2 protein-coding genes and 1 pseudogene are annotated in these 2,595 nt (G+C 71.9%); all 3 read left to right on the plus strand.

Going from position 1 to position 2,595, the window contains the following annotated elements:
* Positions 1-264, plus strand: a pseudogene (locus D8Y23_RS16415) (sugar ABC transporter ATP-binding protein); the annotation flags it as partial.
* Positions 261-1,307 carry an ABC transporter permease gene (locus tag D8Y23_RS16420; protein ID WP_128219089.1) on the plus strand — a complete coding sequence of 349 codons (1,047 nt, stop codon included), beginning with the start codon at positions 261-263 and terminating at the stop codon, positions 1,305-1,307. The pseudogene D8Y23_RS16415 and the gene D8Y23_RS16420, both read left to right, overlap by 4 nt.
* Positions 1,304-2,500 carry an S-methyl-5-thioribose kinase gene (mtnK, locus tag D8Y23_RS16425; RefSeq protein ID WP_128219090.1) on the plus strand — a complete coding sequence of 399 codons (1,197 nt, stop codon included), beginning with the start codon at positions 1,304-1,306 and terminating at the stop codon, positions 2,498-2,500. The genes D8Y23_RS16420 and mtnK overlap by 4 nt, the downstream gene beginning before the upstream one ends.
* Positions 2,501-2,595: the final 95 nt, after the last annotated feature.

Consider the following 2,595-nt stretch of genomic DNA (forward strand, 5'->3'; position numbering starts at 1 on the left):
CTCGCCGTGCTCGACGAGCCGTTCCGCGGCGTCGACATCGGTGCACGCCGCCGCATCGGCGGCGCCGCCCGCGACCGCGCGGCCGAAGGTGCCGCCGTGCTCGTGCTCTCCAGCGACGTGGACGAGATCCTCGACGTCGCCGACCGCATCGTCGTCCTCGTCTCGGGGCGCATCGTCCTGGACACCCCCGCCGGCGTGCTCGACCGCGCGCGCATCGTCGCCGCTCTGCTCGACGACCCCGGCCATCGGAAGGAAATCGCATGACCTCCGTCGCCGCACCCGCGCGACCCCGCGTCGGGTCCGTCATCGTGGACGCCGTCGCGAAATGGGGATTCGTGGCCGTCACGGTGCTGCTCATCGCCTACTTCGCCGTGACGCAGCCGGCCTTCGCCACTCCCGAGAACATCGTCGGGATGCTGAGGTACATCGCCCCGATCGGCATCGCCGGTCTCGGCGTGACCCTCGCGATGACCGTCGGCGGGCTCGACCTGTCCGTCGGCGCGAACGCCGGATTCGCCGTATCCATCGCCGCGTGGACCATGGTGATCGCGAATCAGGTGGGCGGGATCGCCGTCGGCGTCGTGCTGCTCTCCGGCGCCCTCATCGGCGCGATCAACGCCGCGCTGATCGTGCTCGCCCGCATCCCCGACCTGCTGGCGACGCTCGCGACGATGTTCACGGTCGTCGGGCTCAAGCTCATCATCGTGGACGGCAAGTCCATCTCGTCGCAGATGACCCTCGACGACGGCACGACCGCCCCTGGCCGCTTCACCCCGGACTTCGTGTGGTTCGACCGCGGCTTCATCGGCCCGATCTCGGTGCCCGTGGTGCTGTTCCTCGGACTCACGGTCGTGCTGTGGTTCGTGCTCGACCGCACCCGGTGGGGGCGCGCGCTCGCCGCCGTCGGCTCGAACCCCGAGGCCGCGCGTCTCGCCGGCGTCCGCGTCCGCGCCTACCGCGCCGCCGCGTACATCGGGTGCGGCATCCTGGCATCCATCGCCGGTCTCATCCTCGCCGCCCGCATCGGACAGGGCGACGTCTCGGCCGGGAACAGCCTGCTGCTGGACGCCGTGGCCGTCGCGCTCGTCGGCGTCTCGGTACTGGGCATCGGGCGCCCCAACGCGTGGGGCACGGCCCTCGGTGCGGTGCTGGTGGCCGTGATGGTCACCGGGTTCTCGATGATGGGCCTGCCGTACTACATCCAGGACTTCGGGAAGGGCCTCGTGCTGCTCGTGGCCCTGCTGTTCAGCTTCACGTTCCGCCGTCGCAAGACCACCATCGTCGCCGGGAGCACCACCGCATCATGACCGTCCTCACCGATCAGCTGACCGTCGCGTCCGTCCCCGCCTACCTGGTGGAGCGACCGCACCTTGCGGGGCCCGTGGATCCGGCATCCATCGTGTCCGTCGAGGAGGTCGGCGACGGCAACCTGAACCTCGTCTTCATCGTGAAGGATGCCGCGGGCAACGGCGTCGTCGTCAAGCAGTCGCTGCCGCACGTGCGCGTGGACCCCTCGTGGCCGCTCACGCGTGAGCGTGCGGCGCGCGAGGCCGTCGTGCTCGGCGCGCACGAGCGGATCGACCCCGCGCACGTGCCCGCATTCCACGGCTTCGACGCCGAGAACCTCGCCCTGTCCATCGAGGACCTCAGCGACCACGCCGTGTGGCGCGGAGAGCTCAACGCCGGGCGGCTGCACACGTACGCCGCGGCGCAGCTCGGCGAGTACGTCGGCGCGGTGGGCTTCGCGACGAGCGTGTTCGGCACGCCGGGGCCGGAGCGCCGCCGCGCGATCGCCGCCGCGACCAACCCCGAGCTGAGCGAGATCACCGAAGACCTGGTGTTCACCGAGCCGTACGTCGACCACGAGCACAACGGCTGGTTGGACGCCAACGACGACGACGTGCGGGAGCTCCGCGCCGACCGGGCGTTCGTGCGCGAGATCGGCCTGGCCAAGCAGCGGTTCCAGGAGAGCACCCAGAGCCTGCTGCACGGCGACCTGCACACCGGATCGGTGTTCGTGCGCGCCGAGGGGGCCTCGGTGCGGGCGTTCGACTCGGAGTTCGGCACGTACGGTCCGACGGGCTTCGACCTCGGCGCCGTGTGGGCGAACCTCGTCATCGCCGCGGCGCGCGCGCACGTGCTGGGCCGTTCGGCCGACGCCGAGGCGCTGCTGACGCTGCCGGTGGAGCTGGTCGATGCGTTCGAGGCGGAGTTCCGCCGCCGCTGGCCCGACCGCGTCGACCCGCGCGTGTACGGCGACGAGGTGCTCGAGCACACGCTCGCGGTGGTGCGATCGGATGCCGCGATCTACGGCGCCGCGAAGGCCGTCCGCCGCATCGTCGGGTTCTCGAAGGTCGCCGACATCCAGACGCTGCCCGAGCCGGAGCGCGCCGTCGCGGCGCGCCTCGTGCTGCGCGCCGCCCGGACGCTGGGCACGGCCCGGCTGGACGATGCCGACCCGCGCGCGCTCACCGCGCGCACGGTGGCGCTGCTCGGCTGACGCGGGGCTGGGCGGAGCGCCGGGCGCGTGGCATCCGGCGCCCCTCTCTGCGCGATAAACGCTAATACTCCCGAGACACGCCGCGTCTCAGCGTG

It is taken from the genome of Microbacterium enclense, from assembly GCF_004022425.1.
Lineage (GTDB): Bacteria > Actinomycetota > Actinomycetes > Actinomycetales > Microbacteriaceae > Microbacterium > Microbacterium enclense_A.